Annotated in this window: 3 rRNA genes (1 of these 3 only partly in view); 2 read left to right on the top strand and 1 reads right to left on the bottom strand. The window is 42.8% G+C overall.

The window, feature by feature from the left end:
• Positions 1 to 73 precede the first annotated feature (73 nt).
• Positions 74 to 194: ribosomal RNA gene (rrf, locus tag F8C76_RS19820) — 5S ribosomal RNA — on the bottom strand.
• Positions 195 to 2,132: 1,938 nt separating this feature from the next.
• On the opposite strand from rrf, the gene F8C76_RS19815 reads away from it, so the two are divergent.
• Positions 2,133 to 3,942, top strand: a 16S ribosomal RNA gene (locus F8C76_RS19815).
• Between the two features lie 345 nt (positions 3,943 to 4,287).
• A 23S ribosomal RNA gene (locus F8C76_RS19810) occupies positions 4,288 to 5,499 on the top strand (its annotated part continues 1,665 nt past the right edge of the window); the annotation flags it as partial.

Raw genomic sequence — 5,499 nt, 5'->3', positions numbered from 1 at the left:
TAGTAATGGAATTTAGAAAAGGAAGCAAAAAAAAAAAAAAAAAAAAAAAAAAAAAAAAAAAAAAAAGAAATAAAGATTGCAGCACCTGAGTTTCGCGTATGGTCACCCACTACACTACTCGGTCAGGCTCTTACCAGCTTAACTACAGTTGATCGGACGGGAAACGGTGCTTTCTGGTAGATATGGCCGCAACCGATAGTTTAACGGAAACGCAGGTGATATGAGGGCAGGGTCCAGACATGTTCAGTAGGTGGGAGTGAGAGGTGTTATGGGTGGAGGACAATTTTTATTATATTTCATCTAATAGCAATAGGATATGACAGGTGAAAAAGCAAAAGCAATAGTGCATTGTGATGTGGAGAATAAGGTGCATACGATGAAAAAGGTGATTTGTCATTTACAAGAGGTAGGTCGAAACAGAACATGAAAGTTGGTCGGTAGGTGGCATGCAGAGGTAGTTTCAAGGTGACAGGTTATGAAGATATGGTGCAAAAGACAAATGGATGGTGGCAGGCATAGTAAAATGATGGTGTGGAAGACATAGATGGTATTTGTTTTGCATTTACGGCACCGGATGCGGGCGATAATGACGGGAAGAGATTTAGTATGTGGGACAGAATGTCGGCGGCAGTATTGAGACCATGAGAGTAGCAAACGTAAGTCTAAAGGTTGTTTTATAGTAGTTAGGATGTAGAAAATGTATTCCGATAGGCCATTTTACATTTGGAGGGACGGTTGAAAGTGGACAGAGGAAAAGGTGCGGAAATGGCTGATTTTGATTGTTTATGTTTTGTGTGATGATTTTACATTTTTGCATAGTATTAGGTAGTCAGATGAAAGATGAATAGACATAGGAGTAAGAAAACATAGAATAGTTACCGTTATTGGTAGGAGTGTGGTGGGGTGGTATAGTCCGCATTGGGATGTTACTTTCCTGTTATGGCATGGATTTCCCTTTAGGGTCTCTGAAGCGTATTTCCGTCACCGAAAAAGGCAGAAAAAGGGAAACTGAAGGGAGGATAGTAGTAAAGTTTGAATGGTGGTAGTGTAATGTATGATATCCGTTGGTTTTGGTTTCGGTTGTGAAAAGTTTTTTGGTATGATATTTTGCAAGTAGCATATATTTCTTGTGTGAGAAAGGTATATTTTGTATGTTTTGTATGTTCCCGCGCGTTTCCGTATTTTCCGCTTCCGCTTCCGCAGTAAAAAATAGTGAGGAACTGGGTTACCCGGGGCACCTGTCACTTTGGAAAAAAAATATACGCTAAGATTTTTGGAGAATAGCTTAAATTGAAGTTTTTCTCGGCGAGAAATACGTAGTTAAGGCAGAGCGACAGAGAGGGCAAAAGAAAATAAAAGTAAGATTTTAGTTTGTAATGGGAGGGGGGGTTTAGTCATGGAGTACAAGTGTGAGGAAAAGTAGTTGGGAGGTACTTCATGCGAAAGCAGTTGAAGACAAGTTCGAAAAGAGTTTGGAAACGAATTCGAGTAGGCTTGTCGTTCGTTATGTTTTTGTAAATGGCCTCGTCAAACGGTGGAGAGAGTCGCTAGGTGATCGTCAGATCTGCCTAGTCTCTATACAGCGTGTTTAATTGACATGGGTTGATGCGTATTGAGAGATACAATTTGGGAAGAAATTCCCAGAGTGTGTTTCTTTTGCGTTTAACCTGAACAGTCTCATCGTGGGCATCTTGCGATTCCATTGGTGAGCAGCGAAGGATTTGGTGGATTACTAGCTAATAGCAATCTATTTCAAAGAATTCAAACTTGGGGGAATGCCTTGTTGAATAGCCGGTCGCAAGACTGTGATTCTTCAAGTGTAACCTCCTCTCAAATCAGCGATATCAAACGTACCATTCCGTGAAACACCGGGGTATCTGTTTGGTGGAACCTGATTAGAGGAAACTCAAAGAGTGCTATGGTATGGTGACGGAGTGCGCTGGTCAAGAGTGTAAAAGCTTTTTGAACAGAGAGCATTTCCGGCAGCAGAGAGACCTGAAAAAGCAATTTTTCTGGAATTTCAGCTGTTTCCAAACTCAATAAGTATCTTCTAGCAAGAGGGAATAGGTGGGAAAAAAAAAAAGAGATTTCGGTTTCTTTCTTTTTTACTGCTTGTTGCTTCTTCTTTTAAGATAGTTATCTGGTTGATCCTGCCAGTAGTCATATGCTTGTCTCAAAGATTAAGCCATGCATGTCTAAGTATAAGCAATTTATACAGTGAAACTGCGAATGGCTCATTAAATCAGTTATCGTTTATTTGATAGTTCCTTTACTACATGGTATAACTGTGGTAATTCTAGAGCTAATACATGCTTAAAATCTCGACCCTTTGGAAGAGATGTATTTATTAGATAAAAAATCAATGTCTTCGGACTCTTTGATGATTCATAATAACTTTTCGAATCGCATGGCCTTGTGCTGGCGATGGTTCATTCAAATTTCTGCCCTATCAACTTTCGATGGTAGGATAGTGGCCTACCATGGTTTCAACGGGTAACGGGGAATAAGGGTTCGATTCCGGAGAGGGAGCCTGAGAAACGGCTACCACATCCAAGGAAGGCAGCAGGCGCGCAAATTACCCAATCCTAATTCAGGGAGGTAGTGACAATAAATAACGATACAGGGCCCATTCGGGTCTTGTAATTGGAATGAGTACAATGTAAATACCTTAACGAGGAACAATTGGAGGGCAAGTCTGGTGCCAGCAGCCGCGGTAATTCCAGCTCCAATAGCGTATATTAAAGTTGTTGCAGTTAAAAAGCTCGTAGTTGAACTTTGGGCCCGGTTGGCCGGTCCGATTTTTTCGTGTACTGGATTTCCAACGGGGCCTTTCCTTCTGGCTAACCTTGAGTCCTTGTGGCTCTTGGCGAACCAGGACTTTTACTTTGAAAAAATTAGAGTGTTCAAAGCAGGCGTATTGCTCGAATATATTAGCATGGAATAATAGAATAGGACGTTTGGTTCTATTTTGTTGGTTTCTAGGACCATCGTAATGATTAATAGGGACGGTCGGGGGCATCAGTATTCAATTGTCAGAGGTGAAATTCTTGGATTTATTGAAGACTAACTACTGCGAAAGCATTTGCCAAGGACGTTTTCATTAATCAAGAACGAAAGTTAGGGGATCGAAGATGATCAGATACCGTCGTAGTCTTAACCATAAACTATGCCGACTAGGGATCGGGTGGTGTTTTTTTAATGACCCACTCGGCACCTTACGAGAAATCAAAGTCTTTGGGTTCTGGGGGGAGTATGGTCGCAAGGCTGAAACTTAAAGGAATTGACGGAAGGGCACCACCAGGAGTGGAGCCTGCGGCTTAATTTGACTCAACACGGGGAAACTCACCAGGTCCAGACACAATAAGGATTGACAGATTGAGAGCTCTTTCTTGATTTTGTGGGTGGTGGTGCATGGCCGTTCTTAGTTGGTGGAGTGATTTGTCTGCTTAATTGCGATAACGAACGAGACCTTAACCTACTAAATAGTGGTGCTAGCATTTGCTGGTTATCCACTTCTTAGAGGGACTATCGGTTTCAAGCCGATGGAAGTTTGAGGCAATAACAGGTCTGTGATGCCCTTAGACGTTCTGGGCCGCACGCGCGCTACACTGACGGAGCCAGCGAGTCTAACCTTGGCCGAGAGGTCTTGGTAATCTTGTGAAACTCCGTCGTGCTGGGGATAGAGCATTGTAATTATTGCTCTTCAACGAGGAATTCCTAGTAAGCGCAAGTCATCAGCTTGCGTTGATTACGTCCCTGCCCTTTGTACACACCGCCCGTCGCTAGTACCGATTGAATGGCTTAGTGAGGCCTCAGGATCTGCTTAGAGAAGGGGGCAACTCCATCTCAGAGCGGAGAATTTGGACAAACTTGGTCATTTAGAGGAACTAAAAGTCGTAACAAGGTTTCCGTAGGTGAACCTGCGGAAGGATCATTAAAGAAATTTAATAATTTTGAAAATGGATTTTTTTGTTTTGGCAAGAGCATGAGAGCTTTTACTGGGCAAGAAGACAAGAGATGGAGAGTCCAGCCGGGCCTGCGCTTAAGTGCGCGGTCTTGCTAGGCTTGTAAGTTTCTTTCTTGCTATTCCAAACGGTGAGAGATTTCTGTGCTTTTGTTATAGGACAATTAAAACCGTTTCAATACAACACACTGTGGAGTTTTCATATCTTTGCAACTTTTTCTTTGGGCATTCGAGCAATCGGGGCCCAGAGGTAACAAACACAAACAATTTTATCTATTCATTAAATTTTTGTCAAAAACAAGAATTTTCGTAACTGGAAATTTTAAAATATTAAAAACTTTCAACAACGGATCTCTTGGTTCTCGCATCGATGAAGAACGCAGCGAAATGCGATACGTAATGTGAATTGCAGAATTCCGTGAATCATCGAATCTTTGAACGCACATTGCGCCCCTTGGTATTCCAGGGGGCATGCCTGTTTGAGCGTCATTTCCTTCTCAAACATTCTGTTTGGTAGTGAGTGATACTCTTTGGAGTTAACTTGAAATTGCTGGCCTTTTCATTGGATGTTTTTTTTCCAAAGAGAGGTTTCTCTGCGTGCTTGAGGTATAATGCAAGTACGGTCGTTTTAGGTTTTACCAACTGCGGCTAATCTTTTTTTATACTGAGCGTATTGGAACGTTATCGATAAGAAGAGAGCGTCTAGGCGAACAATGTTCTTAAAGTTTGACCTCAAATCAGGTAGGAGTACCCGCTGAACTTAAGCATATCAATAAGCGGAGGAAAAGAAACCAACCGGGATTGCCTTAGTAACGGCGAGTGAAGCGGCAAAAGCTCAAATTTGAAATCTGGTACCTTCGGTGCCCGAGTTGTAATTTGGAGAGGGCAACTTTGGGGCCGTTCCTTGTCTATGTTCCTTGGAACAGGACGTCATAGAGGGTGAGAATCCCGTGTGGCGAGGAGTGCGGTTCTTTGTAAAGTGCCTTCGAAGAGTCGAGTTGTTTGGGAATGCAGCTCTAAGTGGGTGGTAAATTCCATCTAAAGCTAAATATTGGCGAGAGACCGATAGCGAACAAGTACAGTGATGGAAAGATGAAAAGAACTTTGAAAAGAGAGTGAAAAAGTACGTGAAATTGTTGAAAGGGAAGGGCATTTGATCAGACATGGTGTTTTGTGCCCTCTGCTCCTTGTGGGTAGGGGAATCTCGCATTTCACTGGGCCAGCATCAGTTTTGGTGGCAGGATAAATCCATAGGAATGTAGCTTGCCTCGGTAAGTATTATAGCCTGTGGGAATACTGCCAGCTGGGACTGAGGACTGCGACGTAAGTCAAGGATGCTGGCATAATGGTTATATGCCGCCCGTCTTGAAACACGGACCAAGGAGTCTAACGTCTATGCGAGTGTTTGGGTGTAAAACCCATACGCGTAATGAAAGTGAACGTAGGTTGGGGCCTCGCAAGAGGTGCACAATCGACCGATCCTGATGTCTTCGGATGGATTTGAGTAAGAGCATAGCTGTTGGGACCCGAAAGAT

The sequence above is a fragment of the Flagellimonas olearia genome (assembly GCF_009184425.1).
Taxonomy (GTDB): Bacteria; Bacteroidota; Bacteroidia; order Flavobacteriales; family Flavobacteriaceae; genus Flagellimonas; species Flagellimonas olearia.
Note: the sequence above shows the minus strand (reverse complement) of the source record. Positions and strands in the feature narration are given on the sequence as shown.